General features: G+C 73.1%; 17 protein-coding genes. 8 read left to right on the top strand and 9 right to left on the bottom strand.

Annotated features, from left to right (window positions below):
* The first annotated feature begins 51 nt into the window (after window positions 1-51).
* Window positions 52-909, top strand: coding sequence for a helix-turn-helix domain-containing GNAT family N-acetyltransferase (locus ABZ444_RS05780; protein ID WP_357993206.1), 858 nt, complete (start codon window positions 52-54; stop codon window positions 907-909).
* On the opposite strand, the gene ABZ444_RS05775 is transcribed toward ABZ444_RS05780, so the two are convergent.
* Window positions 866-3073: an MMPL family transporter gene (locus ABZ444_RS05775; protein WP_357993203.1), complete on the bottom strand. Its 2208-nt coding sequence runs from the start codon at window positions 3071-3073 to the stop codon at window positions 866-868. The genes ABZ444_RS05780 and ABZ444_RS05775 overlap by 44 nt on opposite strands.
* Window positions 3074-3208: 135 nt before the next feature.
* Between ABZ444_RS05775 and ABZ444_RS05770 the strand changes: the two genes are divergently transcribed.
* Window positions 3209-3802 (top strand): TetR/AcrR family transcriptional regulator, encoded by a 594-nt coding sequence (locus ABZ444_RS05770; protein WP_357993200.1) that lies wholly within the window; start codon window positions 3209-3211, stop codon window positions 3800-3802.
* A 34-nt stretch (window positions 3803-3836) separates the two neighbouring features.
* Here the strand turns inward: ABZ444_RS05770 and ABZ444_RS05765 are convergent, their stop codons facing one another.
* Both ABZ444_RS05765 and ABZ444_RS05760 read right to left on the bottom strand, forming a co-directional pair.
* Window positions 3837-4859, bottom strand: coding sequence for an alkaline phosphatase PhoX (locus tag ABZ444_RS05765; RefSeq protein ID WP_357993197.1), 1023 nt, complete (start codon window positions 4857-4859; stop codon window positions 3837-3839).
* Between the two features lie 250 nt (window positions 4860-5109).
* Window positions 5110-5577 carry a DNA starvation/stationary phase protection protein gene (locus ABZ444_RS05760; protein ID WP_357967813.1) on the bottom strand — a complete coding sequence of 156 codons (468 nt, stop codon included), beginning with the start codon at window positions 5575-5577 and terminating at the stop codon, window positions 5110-5112.
* A gap of 116 nt (window positions 5578-5693) precedes the next feature.
* On the opposite strand from ABZ444_RS05760, the gene ABZ444_RS05755 reads away from it, so the two are divergent.
* The 3 genes from ABZ444_RS05755 to mmuM all read left to right on the top strand — a co-directional run bounded on the left by ABZ444_RS05755 (window position 5694) and on the right by mmuM (window position 10279).
* Window positions 5694-6407: a helix-turn-helix domain-containing protein gene (locus ABZ444_RS05755; protein ID WP_357993193.1), complete on the top strand. Its 714-nt coding sequence runs from the start codon at window positions 5694-5696 to the stop codon at window positions 6405-6407.
* Entirely contained in the window at window positions 6404-8872 is a 2469-nt protein-coding gene (locus tag ABZ444_RS05750; RefSeq protein WP_357993190.1) for a VIT domain-containing protein, read from the top strand. The genes ABZ444_RS05755 and ABZ444_RS05750 overlap by 4 nt, the downstream gene beginning before the upstream one ends.
* Before the next feature lie 540 nt (window positions 8873-9412).
* Window positions 9413-10279, top strand: a complete 867-nt coding sequence (gene mmuM / locus ABZ444_RS05745) for a homocysteine S-methyltransferase (protein ID WP_357993187.1) — start codon at window positions 9413-9415, stop codon at window positions 10277-10279.
* Between the two features lie 168 nt (window positions 10280-10447).
* Here mmuM and ABZ444_RS05740 read toward each other — a convergent pair whose 3' ends face one another.
* Complete coding sequence (locus ABZ444_RS05740) at window positions 10448-10882, bottom strand: DoxX family protein (RefSeq protein WP_357993184.1); 435 nt, start codon at window positions 10880-10882, stop codon at window positions 10448-10450.
* 80 nt (window positions 10883-10962) lie between these two features.
* Between ABZ444_RS05740 and ABZ444_RS05735 the strand changes: the two genes are divergently transcribed.
* On the top strand, window positions 10963-11418 hold the full coding sequence (locus tag ABZ444_RS05735) for a MarR family transcriptional regulator (protein WP_357967800.1): 456 nt from the start codon (window positions 10963-10965) through the stop codon (window positions 11416-11418).
* 47 nt (window positions 11419-11465) lie between these two features.
* Here ABZ444_RS05735 and ABZ444_RS05730 read toward each other — a convergent pair whose 3' ends face one another.
* A complete protein-coding gene (locus ABZ444_RS05730; RefSeq protein WP_357993939.1) occupies window positions 11466-12173 on the bottom strand; it encodes a lysophospholipid acyltransferase family protein in 708 nt (235 codons plus the stop codon).
* A gap of 147 nt (window positions 12174-12320) precedes the next feature.
* Between ABZ444_RS05730 and ABZ444_RS05725 the strand changes: the two genes are divergently transcribed.
* Window positions 12321-13079: an alpha/beta fold hydrolase gene (locus ABZ444_RS05725; RefSeq protein WP_357993181.1), complete on the top strand. Its 759-nt coding sequence runs from the start codon at window positions 12321-12323 to the stop codon at window positions 13077-13079.
* 46 nt (window positions 13080-13125) lie between these two features.
* Window positions 13126-13599, top strand: a complete 474-nt coding sequence (locus tag ABZ444_RS05720; protein ID WP_357993178.1) for a hypothetical protein — start codon at window positions 13126-13128, stop codon at window positions 13597-13599.
* Between the two features lie 9 nt (window positions 13600-13608).
* Here ABZ444_RS05720 and ABZ444_RS05715 read toward each other — a convergent pair whose 3' ends face one another.
* From ABZ444_RS05715 to ABZ444_RS05700, 4 genes are read right to left on the bottom strand one after another with little or no spacing between them, the layout of a single operon-like run.
* Entirely contained in the window at window positions 13609-14715 is a 1107-nt protein-coding gene (locus ABZ444_RS05715) for a hypothetical protein (protein WP_357993175.1), read from the bottom strand.
* Between the two features lie 37 nt (window positions 14716-14752).
* On the bottom strand, window positions 14753-15412 hold the full coding sequence (locus tag ABZ444_RS05710) for an endonuclease/exonuclease/phosphatase family protein (RefSeq protein WP_357993171.1): 660 nt from the start codon (window positions 15410-15412) through the stop codon (window positions 14753-14755).
* Window positions 15413-15451: 39 nt separating this feature from the next.
* A complete protein-coding gene (locus tag ABZ444_RS05705; RefSeq protein ID WP_357993168.1) occupies window positions 15452-16384 on the bottom strand; it encodes an ROK family glucokinase in 933 nt (310 codons plus the stop codon).
* A gap of 13 nt (window positions 16385-16397) precedes the next feature.
* Window positions 16398-16793: a DUF5304 family protein gene (locus tag ABZ444_RS05700; protein WP_357967786.1), complete on the bottom strand. Its 396-nt coding sequence runs from the start codon at window positions 16791-16793 to the stop codon at window positions 16398-16400.
* Window positions 16794-16809 lie beyond the last annotated feature (16 nt).

Genomic DNA, 16809 nt, shown 5'->3' with positions numbered 1-16809 from the left:
ACGGAGGCAAGGGTTTCTGAGATCAGAGCCTTCAACCGGTTCTATACGAAAGTGATCGGCGTTCTCCAGGCAGGCATGCTCGACTCGCCCTACTCGCTGACGGAAGTCAGGGTGCTGTTCGAGCTCGCGCACGCCGAGAACATGGAGACCGGCGAGCTGCGCGGCCTGCTCGACCTCGACGCGGGCTACCTGAGCCGGATCCTGGCCCGCTTCGAGGGCGACGGGCTGATCGCCCGCGAGCGCTCGGCCACCGACGCCCGCAAGCAGCTCGTCCGGCTGACCGGGGCGGGCGCCGCCACGTTCGCCGGGCTTGACCGCCACTCGGCCGAGGAGATCGAACGACTGCTCGGCGGCCTGCCCGAGGCGGACCGGGCGCTGCTGGTCGGCAGCATGGCGACGATCAGGCGGCTGCTCGGCGAGCCCGCCGCCCGTTCGTACGTGATCAGGCCCCCGCGGACGGGCGACCTGGGCTGGGTCGCCTACCGGCACGGCGCCCTCTACAGCGAGGAGTACGGCTGGGGCACCGAGTTCGAGCAGCTCGTGGCCAGGATCGTGGGCGCCTACGACCCCGGCCGCGACGCCGGCTGGATCGCCGAGGTCGACGGCGAGCGCGCCGGGTGCGTGTTCTGCGTGCACCATGACGACACGACGGCCAAGCTGCGCATGTTGCTGGTCGAGCCGTCGGCGAGGGGCCTCGGGATCGGGCGGCGCCTGGTGGCCGAGTGCCTGCGCCACGCCAGGGCCCGGGGCTACCGGCGGATCACGTTGTGGACGCGCGACTGCCTGGTGAGCGCGCGGCGCATCTACCAGGCGTCCGGGTTCGAGCTGGAGTCGGCGGAGCAGGGCGTGGAGAACGGCGCCGAGGTCACCGAGGAGATGTGGTCGCTCGACCTCGCGGCCACCAGTTGAGCGGCCCGGCCAGGCGCATCAGGCTCGGCACCAGCACCGCCCTGATCACGGTGGCGTCCGCCAGCACCGCGACGGCCATGCCGACCCCGAGCATCTGCACGAACGCCACCCGCGCCGTGGCGTAGGCGGCGAAGGTGAGCGCCAGGATGCCGCCCGCCGCGGTGATCAGGGGCGCGCCGCGCTGCATGCCGGTGGCGACGGCCTGCTCGGTGTCGCCCGTCCTGTCGTGCTCCTCCTTGATCCTGGACAGGAGGAAGACCTCGTAGTCCATCGACAGGCCGTAGGCGACGCAGAGCATGAGGATCGGGATGCTCGGGTCGAGCGTGCCGGTCGGGGTGAAGCCGAGCAGGCCCGCCAGGTGGCCCTCCTGGAAGACCCAGACGAGGGCGCCGAACATGACGCCGAGGCTGAGGACGTTCAGCAGGGTCGCCTTGAGCGGGAGCACCAGGCTGCCGGTCATCAGGAACAGCACGGCGAACGTGACGCCCAGCATGAGCGCCAGCACCAGCGGCAGGCGGTCCACGACCGAGGCGCGGTAGTCGGCCAGCTCGGCGGGATAGCCGCCGACCAGGACCTCGAAGGGCGGCGGCACCGCCCGTACGGCCTCCACCAGCCGGACCGGGTCGCCGGCCAGCGCCTCGGCGGAGGGCACCACCGACAGCCAGGCGCCCTGCCCGCGGAAACGGGCCGGGTCGCCGTCGCCGACCCGCCGCCCGGCCGCGTGGGCGCCGGCGGCGGAGTCGACCTGGGCGACCCCGGGAACCCGCGAGAGCCGCGCCGCGTACGCCGGGACGTCGGCGGCCCGCGCCGCCCCCGCCGAGACGATCTGGATGGCGTCGGTCTCCTCCGCCGGAAAGGTCCGCCGGATGACCTCCTGGGTCTGCCGCGAGGACGCCTCCGGCGGCAGGATGCGGTCGTCGGCCGTGCCGAAGCGCAGGCCGAGGAAGGGCGAGGCGAGCACCAGCAGCAGCGCCGCCGCCAGGCCGCCGGACACCACCGGCCGGCGCATGACCCGGACGGCCAGGCCGTGCCAGAACCCGGCGCCCCGGGCCCACCTCGCGCGCCGGAGGCCCGTGCCGCGTCCGGGGCGCTGCGGCCTGGGCAGCATCGTGCCGCCGGCCGCGGCCAGCACGGCGGGCAGCACGACCACCGCCGCGAACAGGCCGCCGGCCACGACCGCGATGCCCGCGTAGGCGAACGAGCGCAGGAAGTCGAAGGGCAGCGCGAGCAGCACGGCCAGAGAGGCGGCCACCGTGAGGCCGCTGAACAGCACGGTCCGCCCGGCGTGCTCGACGGCTCCGGCGACGGCCGCCGCGCGGTCGCGTCCGTCGCGCACCTCCTCGCGGAAGCGCTGGACGACGAACAGGCAGTAGTCGATGCCGAGCCCGAGGCCCATGGCGAGGGTGAGGTTCAGGGCGAAGGTGGAGACCTCCGCGAACACCAGGACGCCGCGCAGCAGGGCCAGGCCGACCATCATGGCCACCACCCCGGCCAGGATCGGCGCCAGGGCGGCCATCACGCGCCGCTGGTAGAGCCAGAGCAGCACGAACGCCAGCGGGAAGATCACCAGCTCGGCCCGGACGAAGTCCTGCCTGGCCAGCGGCACGGTCTCGCGGAACACCTCCTCCCCGCCGCCGGCCCGCACCTGGAGCGGGCCCTGCTCGCCCACGATCCGCGGCACCAGCTCGGGCAGCACCCGCGTCCGCACGTGGTCGGCGTCGCCGGGGACGCGCACCACGATCAGCGCGTGCCGGCCGTCCTGGCTGCGCAGGGTGGCGGGCCTGCCCCTGGTCCAGTAGGAGGAGGACTCCGCGACGCCGTCCGAGCGGCCGATCCGGTCGGTGAGGGCGCGGCCCGCCGCCTCGGCCGCGGGGTCGTCGACGGTGCCCGACTTCGGGGTGACCAGGAAGACCAGGTCGGGGCTGCCGGTGCCGAACCGGCGGACGAGCTCGGCCTGGGCCCTGTCGGACTCCGAGCCCGGCGCCTCGAAGCGGGCCAGGGAGAGACGGGACACCGTACCGGCGGCCAGGACGCCCGCGACGACGAGCGCGAGCGCGGCCAGCGCCAGCACGAGCCGGCGCCGGCGGACGAGGAGGTGGCCCAGCCTGCGCAGCGGCGGCTCGGCGGTGGCGCGCGGGCCCCGGGTGGCGACGTTCACGGCCACGCGGGCACCGCCCGCGCCGGGCCCGATGGGCAGGTTCGCATGGGATCTCCCGGTAGAAACTCGGTAAACTGCTCGTGTTTCGCTGTCGAACCCAGAAATACAAGTAAATGCTCGTATTTGTCAACGAGGTGGCCCATGCCTGAACGCGCGGTCCGCAGGCAGGCGCGCGGCCTGAAGCGGATGGCCGAGATCCTCGACGCCGCGGAGTCGGTGATCGCCGAGATCGGCTATCCGGACATGACGACGAACCAGGTCGCCGCGCGGGCCGGGCTCTCCCCCGGCTCGCTGTACCAGTTCTTCCGGAACAAGGAGGAGATCCTGGACGGCCTGGTGTCCCGCTACACCGACGACCGGGACGCGTTCTGGGCGGCCCGGCTGGCCGCGGTCACCCCGGACGTCCCGCTGGAGGCACTGGTGGGGCAGCTCGTGGACGAGAGCGTGGCGTTCAAGGCCGAGTCGCCGGCGTACTGGTCGCTGCTGTACGGGTCGGCCACCGGCGATCGGCTCGCGGCGGCCGCGCAGCGCATGCACGCCTCGCTGGCGGAGCGGATCGCGGCGCTGCTGCGGCGGCGTTCGCCCGGCCTGCCGCAGGAGCGGGCGCTGCTCAACGCGACGATGGCGCTGGCCATGGTCAAGGCGGTGCTGCCCATGCTGGGGCCGGCGACGCCGGAGCGCGGCGCGGAGCTCGTGGCCGAGCTCAAGCTCATGCTGGTCCGCTACCTGACCTGAGCCCGGGGCCCGGCCTGAGCCCGCGAGGGTGTGGTCAGGGGCGGAAGGGGCCGCGGACCTCGAAGGTGTGGCCCTCGGTGCGGCCGCGCCTGGCCGAGAAGTAGAGCCGGTCGCCCCTCGGCGAGAACGCCAGCCCCGTGAGCTCGGCCCCGGCGTGCCCGGTGAGCCGCAGGAACGGCGTGACGGCCCGGTCGGGCGCGATGACGTCGATCTCCGTCGTCTCCCTGGCCACGTAGAGGTCGCCCGAGGGGGCGGCGGTGATCGCGCGCACGCCCTCGCACAGCCGGTCGAGCGTGGAGGTCTGCGCGTCGTAGGCCCACAGGCCGGTGTCGCCCTTGGTGGTGAAGTAGCAGACGCCGCCCGCGTAGTGGCAGCCGTCGCCGCCGTCGAAGTGGCGGGCGTCCTCGACCTGGTGGCGGGCCGCGGTGAGCAGCGCGGCCGGGGACGGCACCGGCCGCCATCCGCCCGAGGCGCACAACACCTCCAGCGTGCCCTCCGTCAGGTCGCCCCAGTCGCCGGGACGGAAGCGGTAGAAGCAGCCGTCGTGCTCGTCCTCGGTCATGTAGACGACGCGGCGCTCGGGGTCGCAGGCGGCGGCCTCGTGCCGGAAGCGGCCCATGGCCAGGCGGGGGCGGGCCGCGCGGGCGCCGTAGGGGTCGCACTCGAAGACGCGGCCGCGGTCGCCGAGCTCGCACGACAGCCAGGTGTGCCACGGCGTGGCGCCGCCCGCGCAGTTGAGGTCGGTGCCGGACAGGATGCGGTACGCGTCGGCGACCGTGCCGTCGGCGTGGAAACGCAGCGCGGAGGCGCCGCCGAGCAGGGGCAGCTCGGAGTTGGAGACGTAGATCCAGCCGGCGCCGTCGGGGAAGCAGGCGCCGCCGTCGGGCGCGGCGTGCCAGGTGAGCCCGGCCACCTTGTCGCCCGACCGGGCCACCACCCGGCCGGTGAAGCCCGGCGGCAGCGCGAGCCCGTCGCCGGACGCCGGCGTGAGCGGCCCGTACGGGCTGATGCCGCCCTGCAAGAGCGGGCCCGTGCGGAGGAGAGTCTTGTGGGACATCGTGGGGCCTCCCTCTAGGTGCCACGCTAGTCGACCGCACCGACATGAATGGCAAGGACTCGTGACATCAAACTCTGCGCAAACCCCGCGCTCCGTGGTGGCGCGAGATCGCCGGCGGCCCCTGGACGATGCGTGACAGTCCGTACCCACTGGGCCGAAGATCGCCCACCTTGGGGGCGGACATGCGAAAGCCCGGGCACTGTGGTCGTGCCCGGGCTTTTCGGGTGGTGCGGCCGGCGGCCGCGCGCGGTCAGCGCTGGGCCTGGAACATCCAATGCTGCTTGTCGATGTCCTGCGTCACGGCGATGAGCAGGTCCTGGCTGACGGGGTCGGCCTCGTCGGTGGCGCGGATGCGCTCGTACATGCGCTTGCTGATGCCGTCGAGGATGTCGGTGACGGTCGCCACGACCTTGCCGTCCTCAAGCCAGCCGCGCTCGGGCTGCTGGAGCTGGGTGGACTTGGCGACGGTCGCCGAACGCCCGTCGGGGTTCACGCCGAGGGCGACCGCCCGCTCGGCGATGGTGTCCATGTGGGTACGGGCCAGGTCGGTCAGCTCGTCGAGCTGGAGGTGAATCGGGCGGAAATGGGCGCCGACGAGGTTCCAGTGCGCCTGCTTGGCGATCAGCGACAGATCGATCAGATCGACAAGGGCGCCCTGCAGGGCTTCGGCGACAGTGTTCTTGGCTTCGCCCGAGAGCGGACCGGTGATCGTAGCCATGTCGTATTTCCTCCCCTTCAGTGGTGCTTTTGCCTATTTAGAACGTCATCCGCGGCTGGATTCTTCCGATCTTTCCATCGTTGACAGTGTAATAGTGACAGTGTCATTGTGGAGGTATGAGCGACACCTGGACCATCGGCGAGCTGGCCGAGCACGCGGCGCAGGCGCTGCGCGCGGGCGCCCAGCCGGTCAACGGCCGGGTCCGCGACGTGCCCGGGGAACGCCTGATCAGGTGGTACACCACCATCGGCCTCGTGGACCCGCCCCTGACCCGGCGTGGCAGGATCGCCCGCTACGGCCGGCGGCACCTGCTGCAACTGGTGGCCGTCAAGCGCATGCAGGCGGAAGGACATTCGATCGCCGAGATCCAGACGGCGCTGGCCGGCGCGACGAACGCCACGCTGGCGGCGGCCGCCGGTCTCGCCGACGTTTCGTCCGCGGGTGAGGGGCGGGTGGTCCCTCGTCCTCCGCTGGACAGCCCGCCCTTCGCGGGGCCCGCGTCCGTCACCGCGACGACGAACGGGACCTTCGACGGCCAGGCGGGTGCGGCGCGACGGCCGCCGGGCGGGCGGGCCGGAGGCGAACCGGGCCGCGAGCGCTTCTGGGCCGAACGGCCGGGCCGCCGCGCCCCGGCCGAGAGCGAACGGCCCGGCGGCGCCGGCGCGGTAGGCGAGCGCGCCGGAAGGGGGCCGGTCGCGGGGGTCGTGCTCGCGGACGGTGTGCGGGTTGTGTGGGACGGGGGGCGGCCTCCGTCCGAGGACGACGTTCAGGCGGTGCTGGCGGCGGCTGGGCCGCTGCTCGCGGTGCTCGTAGAGAGGAGACTGCTGTGAAGATCACTTCGCTGGAGCCCGCACGGTGTCTGCCGGTGCCGGACGCCGGGTTCGGCGCGCTGCTGACCGAGCGCGGAAACCTGCCGCTGGACAGCGTGGACGTGCACGCCGACATCGCCGGGCTCGTCGCCGGGGTCGAGGTCGAGCAGGGGTTCCGCAACCCGTTCGACGTCACGCTGGAGGCGACCTACGTCTTCCCGCTGCCCGACCGGGCGGCGGTGACGGGGTTCAGGATGGAGGCCGACGACCGGGTCGTGGAGGGCGTGCTGAAGGAGCGCGGCCAGGCCAGGGCCGACTACGACCAGGCGCTGCGGGAGGGCAGGCGGGCGGCCATCGCCGAGGAGGACCGGCCCGACGTGTTCACCATCAGGGTGGGCAACATCCTGCCCGGCGAACGCGTCTCGGTGCGGCTGACGATGAGCCAGCCCCTCCCCTACGAGGACGGCGCGGCGACGTTCCGGTTCCCGCTCGTCGTGGCCCCGCGGTACGTCCCGGGCACCCCGCTCGACGGCGACCCGGCGGGCTCCGGGGTGGCCCCGGACACCGACGCCGTGCCCGACGCGTCGAGGATCACGCCGCCGGTGCTGCTGCCCGGCTTCCCCAGCCCCGTGCGGCTCTCGCTCACCGCCCGCGTCGACGCCTCCGGGCTCGACCTGCGGGAGCTGGCCTCCAGCCTGCACGTGGTCGAGGAGGACGGCCACACCGTGCGCCTGAGTCCGGGCGAGCGCCTCGACCGCGACTTCATCCTGCGCCTGTCGTTCGAGGCGTCCACGTCCCTGCAGTTCGACGGGCGGGGGACGTTCGCGCTCACCGTCGTCCCACCCGCCCTCCAGGCCGCCCGCGCGCCGCGGGACGTGGTGCTGGTGCTCGACCGTTCGGGCAGCATGGGCGGCTGGAAGATGGTGGCGGCGCGGCGGGCGGCGGCGCGCATCGTCGACACGCTGACCGCGCACGACCGCTTCAACGTGCTGACGTTCGACTCGGTGGTCGAGGCGGCGTTCGAGGGGCTGGTGGAGGCGTCCGACCGCAACCGCTACCGCGCGGTCGAGCACCTCGCGCGGGTCGACGCGCGCGGCGGCACCGAGCTGCTCGAACCGCTGCGCCGCGCCATCGCGCTCCTCGGCGCGCCCGGCGGCAGGGAGCGGGTGGTGGTGCTGGTCACCGACGGCCAGGTGGGCAACGAGGACCAGATCCTGGAGCAGGCCGGCGGCGCGCTGTCGGCGATGCGGGTGCACACGGTCGGCATCGACCGGGCGGTGAACGCCGGGTTCCTCGGCCGGCTCGCCGGGCTGGGCGCCGGCCGGTGCGAGCTGGTCGAGTCCGAGGACCGGCTCGACGCGGCGATGGAGCAGATCCACCGCAGGATCGGCGCGCCGCTGGTGACGGACCTGTCCCTGAAGGGGCTGGAGACCGAGCCCGGCACGGTGACCCACCTCGGCTCGATCTTCCCGGGGGTGCCGCTCCGTGTGTACGGACGGTGCCGCGAGGGCGCCGAGGCCGTCACCGTGCGCGGCACGTCGGCCGAGGGGCCATGGGAGGAGCGGGTCACGGGGGTGACCACCGGCAGTCCCGCCCTCCGTGCCGTCTGGGCCCGCGCCCACCTGCGTGAGCTGGAGGACCGGTACGCCATGGGCGAGCACGGCCTGGAGTCGCGGATCCTCGAGGTCTCGCTGGAGAACGGCGTGCTGTGCCGGTTCACGGCGTACGTGGCGATCGACACCCGGCAGGTCGCGGAGGGCGCGCCCGAGCACCGGGTCATCCAGCCGGTCGAGCCGCCCAGCGGGTGGGAGCTGCCGCCGAACCCGTCCATGGGCGGGGGGTTCGTGGCGCAGGCGATGACGATGGCGCGGCCCGCGAGCGCTCCCCGCATGATGCCGCCGGCCCCGTCCGCCTTCGACCAGGGCTTCTCCGCGCCGCCTCCGCTCGGCGGCCCTTCCCCGGCCGACGCCCCCTTCCCGGCCCCGCCCCTCGCGGGCGGCCCTGCCGGTCCCCCGCCTCCCACCCCCGGCGGCGGCACGCCGTCCGCGCCCGGTTCCGGTGGCGGGCCTGGGCATGGGGCTTCGCCCAAGTTCGCGCCTCCGTCGTCGCCGCGCCCGGCGCACCGGCTGGAGTCGGTCAGGCCGCAACTGAAGGCCGAGCTGGACCGGCTCAAGGCGATGCGCGTACCGGACGCGCTGTACCTGGCCGACCTGGGCTCGCGTCTGGCGGCGCTGGCGGCGTACCTGGGCGGGAACGAGGTGCTGGCGACGCTGGCCCGCGACCTGGAAGCGGCCGAGCGTCCCGGCACGGACATCCGCGCCCTGCACGACCACGCCGTCGAAACCTTGGCCACCCTCACCGACCCCACCCCTCCCACCGGCCCAGCGATGCCGGGCGACCCGACCGCCCCCGGCATCCCGGGCTCCTCTCCCGCAGCCGGCCCCGACCCCGGCAAGCGCCGCCGCCCCTTCTGGAAACGCAGCTGACACTCGGCAGCGCTGCGCCACCCGCAGCGCTGCCACCACCCGGTGTCGGCCCGACGGGGAAGCGCACCGCCGCCCCGGACCGCCCAGCCCGGCGGTGGGCTGGTGTGGGGCGGCTGGGCTGGGGGCGGCGGGGGATCGCGTTCACGGTTGCTTGGGTGAGTGGCGAATCGGCGGTTGGCGGGACCAGGTGGGCCGCACCGGACTTGGCGGCATCGATGTTTTCAAGAACACCGTTTCCATCAAAGGCGGTAATTCTGGATTCATCGCCGATTTACTGCTTAATCACCCCGACGATCCGCGACCCCCGACGTGACGGGCCTTGCGGCGGGCGCGCGAGGCCCGGCGGCATCCCAGGACGAGCCCCCGCGCCGCGAACGACCCGGCACACCCGCGTACCGGCGCACGCATGATCCCCGTACCCCACGACCCATTATGAATTCCACGCCCGGCGATATCTCTGCCGCGATATTCAGGCGTCCGCGAGAAGAGGCGTGCCATTCCCATGTGCCACCATCCCCCGCGGCCTCCTATTCTGGACGGGTGAGCACACTCGTCCTGGACGGCGGCCTGTCCACGCATCTGGAGTCGCTCGGCGCGGATCTGCGCGACGAGCTCTGGTCGGCGCGCCTGCTGATGGAGCAGCCCGAGCTGATCAGGCGGGTGCACGCCGACTACTACGCGGCGGGCGCCGACGTGGCGACCACGGCGAGCTACCAGGCCACCATCCCCGGCTTCCAGCGGCGCGGGCTCGACCGGTCCGAGGCCGAGCGGCTGATCAGGCTGTCGGTCGAGCTGGCCGGGCAGGCCCGCGACGAGGCCGGGCGCGGCCTGGTGGCGGCCTCGGTCGGCCCCTACGGCGCCTATCTGGCCAACGGCGCCGAGTACACCGGCGACTACGACCTCGACGAAGAGGGCCTGCTGGCCTGGCACCGTCCGCGCTGGGAGATCCTGGCCGGCGCCGGCGCCGACCTGCTGGCCTGCGAGACCATCCCGTCCTACGCCGAGGCGCGGGCGCTGGCCGGGCTGCTGGCCTCCACGCCGGAGGTCAAGGCGTGGGTGAGCTTCTCCTGCCGCGACGCCGAGCACATCAACGACGGCACCCCGATCGACCGGGCCGCCGCGCTGTTCTCCGGAAACCCGCAGGTGGTGGCGGTCGGCGTCAACTGCACGGCGCCGCGGCACATCCCCGGGCTGGTCGCCCGCCTGTCCGGCGGCCTGCCCGTCGTGGTCTACCCGAACTCGGGCGAGACGTGGGACGCCGAGCGGCGCCGGTGGCTTGGCCTGTCCGACCCGGTGGAGTACGGCCTGGCCGCCAAGGAGTGGGAGCGCGCCGGGGCGTCACTGATCGGTGGCTGCTGCCGTACGACCCCTGAGCACATCAGGCAGATCCGCGCCCACCTGACCTGACGCCCGGCGAGACATCACCGGCACGCCGGAAGCCCCGGCCCCCGTACGGACGACGTCCGAAAAAGGGAGAACCCGCGGTCACGCCATGCCGAGCCGCGGGACCCCCGCGCACGCCACGCCGGAGGCGTGCGCGCGCGAGGGTCGCGAGCGGCCGGAACGGGCGGGCCGCTACAGCTGGGCGGCCGCCGGAGCCGTGGTGCGGCGACGGCCGAGGAGGGCGTCGAGCGCCAGGGCGCCGCCGCCGGTGAATCCCACCGCCAGGCTCGCCGCCGCGAGCGCGAGGACGTACTCGTAGCCCCCTTCACCGGCCCCGAAGCCGCTGGAGCCGTGGACGAAGACGATCGCCCCGATCATGTCGAGGGCCAGCAGCGTGCCCGCGATCGGCAGGGCGGTGCCGAGGATCAGCGCGATCCCGCCGACCACCTCCAGCACCGCCACGGCCGGCGCGGCCACCCCGGCCAGGGGGATGCCCGCGGACTCGAAGAACTTCGTGGTGCCCGCGATGCCCATGTCGGCGAACTTCTGGTAGCCGTGCACCAGGAAGATCACCCCGACGGCGATCCTGGCCAGCAGCAGGGCGAAGGGACGCGCCCGGTCGATCATGGACCCTCCAAGAGTGTCGTTCAGATTTGAACAACCACTCTACCGGTAGTTCAAATCTGAACAAGAAGTACACTTGGGACGTGACGGACACCCGCTGGCTCGACGAGACGGAGATGGCCGCCTGGCGCGCCTTCCTGTCGGCCTCCCACCTGCTCGAACGGCGCATCGAGGAACAGCTCAAGGCCGCGGCCGGGCTGACGCACCCGCAGTACGAGATCCTCGTGCGGTTGTCGGCCGCCCCCGAGCGCCGCATGCGCATGACCGAGCTGGCCCGGGGCGTGGTGGTGTCCAAGAGCGCGCTGACGTACCAGATCACGCAGTTGGAGAAGGCGGGGCTGGTGGAGCGCGCCACGTGCCCGTCCGACGACCGCGGGGTGCTGGCGGTGCTCACGGACGCGGGCGAGCGCTGCCTGGAACGCGTCGCCCCCGGACACGTGGAGGTCGTGCGGGACTACCTGATCGACCGGCTCAGCCGCGCGGAGCTGACCTCACTGACCAGCGCGATGACGAAAAGCGAACAGGCCCTCAGGAGCTGACCGCGAAGGCGGGCAGGCCCAGGAGCGATCGGAAGGCGAACAGGCCCTCAGGAGCCGGCCTTGGCAGCGGCGCGGCGGGCGCGTTCCATCTCGACCCGGGCGCTGGCGGCGTACTTGTCGACGTATTCCTGGCCGGACAGTTCCATCAGCGCGTACATGATCTCGTCGGTGACCGCGCGCAGGACCAGCCGGTCGTCCTCCATGCCGTAGTAGCGGGAGAAGTCGAGGGGCTTGCCGAACCGGACGCCCGGCCGGATGCCGAGCTTGGGGAACAGCCGCCCGGGCGGCATCATCTCGTACGTGTTGACCATCGCCCACGGGATGACCGGCACGCGCGACTCCAGCGCGAGCCGGGCCACGCCGGTCTTGCCCTTGTAGAGGCGGCCGTCGGGCGAGCGGGTGCCCTCGGGGTAGATGCCGAGGACGTCGCCCTCGCGCAGGATGCGCAGGCCGGTGCGGAGCGCGGCCTCGCTGGCCTTGCCGCCGGAGCGGTCGATCGGCACGGTGCCGACGCCGCTGAAGAACAGCCGGGTGAAGAAGCCCTTGATACCGGTGCCGGTGAAGTAGTCGGCCTTGCCGAGCGAGATCACCTTGCGGCGGATCTGCAGCGGGCCGAAGAAATGGTCGGCGAAGGAGAGGTGGTTTCCGGCCAGGATCGCGGGCCCCTGCTTGGGTACGTTGTCCCCACCCTCCGTCCACGGGCGGAAGAGCATGAGGATCGGCTTCAAGATGGCCTTGACCACCCAGTAGAACACCCGGTCACCTCTTCCCCAGGACATCGTCATTGAGCAGAGTCATCTTCCCATCCTTGGCGAGATGCAACTACACCAGCTCTCGCACAATCACCCCCGAACGTGCGACGATCGGGCAGTTCCGGGATGAAATTGCGTCAAGGAGCTGTTATGCCGCTCATGCCAGGCGCGGAGCCCTACCACCACCGAGCGGGTCAGGTCGGTGTGCTGCTGTGCCATGGGTTCACCGGCACGCCGCAGTCGCTGCGGCCCTGGGCCGAGTACCTGGCGGGCCATGGGGTCAGCGTCTCGCTGCCCCGCCAGCCGGGGCACGGCACCACGTGGCAGGAGATGAACCGCACCCGCTGGGAAGACTGGTACGCCGAGGTGGAGAAGGCGTTCGCCGACCTCCAGGGGCGCTGCTCGGAGATGTTCGTGGCGGGCCTGTCGCTGGGCGGCTGCCTGGCGCTGCGGCTGGCCGAGGTGCACGGTGACGCGGTCAGGGGCGTGGTGGTGGTCAACCCGTCCATCGCCAGCGACGTGCCGCTGCTGAGGCTGGCGCCGCTGCTGAAGTGGTTCCTGCCGTCGGTGCCCGGCGTCGCCAACGACGTCAAGAAGCCCGGCGTGACCGAGCTGGCCTACGCCCGTACGCCGGTCAAGGCGGCCGCGTCGCTGCCGGGGCTGTGGTCGCTGGTGCAGGCCGACCTGGCGAAGGTCACCCAGCCGCTGCTGGTCTTCCACAGCCGCGACGACCACGTGGTGAAACCGACGAGTGTGGCGATCATTCGCCAGAAGGTCCCGCAGGCCACGATCGAGGAGCTCACGGACAGCTACCATGTTGCGACGCTTGACAACGATGCCGACAGGATCTTTGCCGGTAGCCTCGACTTCATCCGGACACATGCCTCGGTACCCTTGCAGAGGGACTGATCGCACCCAGGGGGAAGTCGCGATCGCTGCGGAGAGGCCCATCTAGGTGACGCCCCAGAGTGACGAGGACGAGGTCTGGCGGCAGATCGTCGCGTCCTTCAACGACACAGCCGAGCGCGACTCGGCCGACCAGCCATGGCCGGACAGCGAGAACGTGCCCGCCGAGCCCACCCGCAGGGTGGTCAAACCGTCCGAGGAGCTCGAACTCGACCAGGACGAGCCCGACCGCGACGGCCGCGACCATGACCATGACCGCGACGACGACGAGGACGAGGGGCACTTCCAGCCGCCGCCCCCGCCGCCGCTGCCCAAGCTCGACCTGCCCACCAAGCTCGCGTGGGTGGCCCTGTTCGGCGGGCCCGCCTACCTGCTGGTGGCGGCGATGGCGAGCTGGCAGATGGAGGGGTGGGCGCTGTTCACCGCGGTGGCGGCGTTCATCGGCGGGTTCGTGGCGCTGGTCGTGCGCATGGGCGACGGCCCGCCCAACGACTCGGGCTGGGACGACGGCGCCGTCCTGTAGGCCGGCCGGCTACGACTTGGCCGTGGTGGTGCGGGGGGCGAAGGACTCCACGACGTCGGTGTAGCGGTCGGCCGTGTCGACGGCGTGGCCGACCGCCCACAGCGCCCCCTTGCCGGCCAGGTAGGCCACCGCCTGGAGGCGTACGCTGCTGCGGCCCTTCTCCGCGGCGCCGCGGATGATCTGGCAGGCGTCCTTCTCGCAGCGCATCACGAACGGCTGGGCCGCCTGCTCCGGGTCGTAGCCGGTCATCCAGTAGCGGCCCTTGCCGTCGCCGGTGACGCCGTAGAGGCGGGCGCCGGTGGCCGGGATCGCCAGGCGCTGCCAGCGCTTGCCGTTCCAGGTGAGCACGAGCGGCGAGATCTCGCCGGGGCCGTGGTAGACCCCGCCGACGGCCACCGCCCGCTTGGAGCTGTCGACCTGGATGTCACGCAGGTAGCCGCCGGGGACGGCGGGCACGGACATCGACTTCCAGGCCCCCGACGTGTAGTGCATGATCAGCGGCGCCCCGCCGGTGTCGCCGACGGCGAAGCCCGAGGCGACCGCGTAGAGCGCGCCCTTCTCCTTGGTCTCCTGGACGGCCCAGGTGTTGCCCTGGCCGGTGAGGATGAGCCCGGACTTCTCCCGGCTGCCGACCGCGACCACCCGGCCCGGCTTGGCGTCGATGCCGCCCAGCCAGTCGCCGGCGTGCAGCCCCTGCGGCCGGACCCGGTCGAAGCCCGTGACGTCGCCGTGGGCCAGGTAGGGCAGGCCGTCATGGCCGTCGCCGACCGCCCAGACGTCGGAGGCCCCGGCGGCGGCCAGGCCGCGCAGGTTGCCCGCGGCGGTGGCGTCGCGCACGGCCACCTCGTTCCAGGACGTGCCGTTCCAGTGGCGGATCGTGCCGCGGTTCTTCCAGACGTCCCAGATCTCCTGCTGGCCGACCGCCCACACGTCGCCCGGCGAGACGGCGAGCACGTCGGAGAGCGAGCCGTCCGCGTCGAGGCGCGCGCTCGTCGACTTCTGCCACGCCTCGGCGGCGGGACGGGGCTCGGCATGCGCGGCGGGCGTGACCTGCGGCAAGGCCACGGACGTCGCCAGAAGGACGGAGAGCGCACGCCGCTGAGAGCGACGGGTCATGAACAAATGCTACGGGCTGCCCCGGGCGACTCGCCCGTCAGAGTCCAACCTGCAACTCGGCGAGCACCGGCAGATGGTCGCTGGCCCCGGCCAGATCGGCGTTCCCGGCCGCCACTCCCCCGCAGGACAGGACGCGTGCCTCGCGCGCGGCGAACACCGCGTCGATGCGCTCGGCGGGCCGCGTGGCGGGGAAGGTCAGCCCGTCGCCCGCGGGCGCGACGGCGTGGCAGTCGGACAGCCGGTCGGCCAGGAAACGCCAGGCCGGCTGGTGCCCCCGCTCGTTGACGTCGGCGCCGACCACGATCGCGGCGTCGTGCGCGGCGGCCGCCCGTTCCATGAGGGACATGGCCTCGCCCGCGTGCCGCAGCCGGGCGGCCAGGTGGAGGTCGAGGTGGAGCGAGCCGACGGCCAGCCGCGCGCCGCCGATCTCGACGACGGCGACGGCCAGCACCCGCCGTTCCAGGCCGGGGAACGCCTTGAGCCGGTGCAGCCGCGCCTCCAGCACCCGCGCCCGCGGCCCGGCCAGCACGCACACGCCGCCGGCGCGTCCCGGCGTGGCCACCCGCAGCCCGCCGGCCTCGGCCAGGGCCCGGCGCCTGGCCCGCCACCGGGCGAACCTCGGCGCCTCCTGGACGCACACCAGGTCGGCCCGCATGGCGGCGAGCACCCGGCGCAGCGCGGGCACGTCGTCGCGCATGCTCCGCACGTTGTACGAGGCGACCCTGACCAGCACGCGTCAGCGCCGCCTGGCCAGGTCGGCGGCCCCGACCACCCCCGCGGACGCGCCCAGCTCGGCCAGCCGGATCTCGGCGAGCGGCCGGTGGCCGTGGCCGGTGAGCTGCCTGGCGAACACCTCGCGGGCCTCGTCGAGGAACAGGTCGGCGGCCCGGGAGACGCCGCCGCCGACGATGAAGCAGCCGGGGTCGAGCACGGCTGCCAGGTCGGCCATGCCCTGCCCGAGCCAGTCGGCCAGGCTGCGGAAGGCGGCCAGCGAGGCCTTGTCACCCAGCCGGGCGGCCTCGGTCACCTCTTCGCCCTCGATCCGGCCGCCGGCCAGGCCGAGCAGGATCTCGGCGCGCTCGGGCTGCCGGGCGGCGATCTCCCTGGCCTCCTTGACCAGGGCCTGGCCGCTGGCGTACTGCTCCCAGCAGCCGATGTTGCCGCAGCCGCACACCCGTCCGTCGGGCACGACCTGCATGTGGCCGAGCTCGGCGCCCATGCCCCAGCGGCCGCGGTAGAGGGCGCCGTCGATGACGATGCCGCCGCCGATGCCGGTGCCGAGCGTCAGGCAGACCACGTGGGACTGGCCGCGCCCGGCGCCGAACCTGGTCTCGCCCCAGGCCATGGCGTTGGCGTCGTTCTCGATCACGACGGGCAGGCCGACCAGGTCACCGATCTTCTTCTGCAGCGGCTCCTCGCGCCAGGCGAGGTTGGGGGCGAAGCGCACGATCGAGCGGGTCTCGTCGACGAACCCGGCCGCGCCGACGCCGACCGCCTCGACGTCCCTGCCCTCCGACAGCTCGCGGACGACGTCCGCGACCGTGTCGGCGACCACGTCGGGCCGGTCGGCCGCGGTCGGCCTGAGCGTGTGTTCGACGATCTCGCCGTTGTCGTCGACCACGCCCGCGGCGACCTTGGTACCGCCGATGTCGACACCGATCGTGAGCATGCCGCGTGTCTCCCTATCCCAGATCTATGTGTTCCACGTCGCCGCGATCGCGGTCACGGGTGTCGCGCGGCCCGCGGGGGGCGGGCCTGCTCAGCGCGTCGAACGCCCCGCGCACCGCGGCGAACAGCTCGCCGCCCGCGGCCACCAGGTGGCCGGTCACGTCGGAGCCCGACTCCCGCTGCGCCGCGATCGCCCGGCACACCGGGCAGGCGCGGCAGATGTACTCGTCGTGGGGCTCGGACACCGCCTCGCTCCACACGTCCCGCTCCTTGCGGGCGCCGCCGCCCGTGAAGGAGTTGTAGACGGTCTTGCCGACCTGGCGCGTGGCGCGCCCCTGGATCGTCTCGAACAGCTTGCGCGCCTCGTCGGCCACGGTGCCGATGGGGTCTCTGTCGTTGTTCTCGGTCATCTGGCCCTCCCTGCGT

The sequence above is a fragment of the Nonomuraea sp. NPDC005730 genome, assembly GCF_040630865.1.
Taxonomy (GTDB): Bacteria; Actinomycetota; Actinomycetes; order Streptosporangiales; family Streptosporangiaceae; genus Nonomuraea.
The sequence above is the reverse complement of the archived record's forward strand: the minus strand, read 5'-3'. Positions and strand labels throughout refer to the sequence as shown.